We start from the raw sequence: 228 nt of genomic DNA on the forward strand, positions 1-228 counted from the left end.
TCTCTCCAGGGTGAGGACTGCCTTGGCGATTGACGTCATTCGATTTGGGCTGCATCGCGATCTTCGGAAGATCCGCCAGGATTTGAGTAGTGCCATCCCGCGTTCGACGGGAGCCCGGGACGTGGCCAGTGCCCGGTTGACCGTCCGTTCTGTTGGGGTCAGCTGGCCGCCGGGCGGGCGTCTTCGCCCGGTGGTGACCCAAGGTCCGGCGCCCGTATAGGCGCGGTC

General features: G+C 65.8%; 1 protein-coding gene. It reads right to left on the bottom strand.

The window, feature by feature from the left end:
- On the bottom strand, window positions 1-228 hold a 228-nt coding region (locus C6N31_RS43300; protein WP_232486397.1), incomplete at both ends, for a transposase family protein.

Origin of the sequence: Streptomyces fildesensis (genome assembly GCF_016107395.1) — a bacterium.
Lineage (GTDB): Bacteria > Actinomycetota > Actinomycetes > Streptomycetales > Streptomycetaceae > Actinacidiphila > Actinacidiphila fildesensis.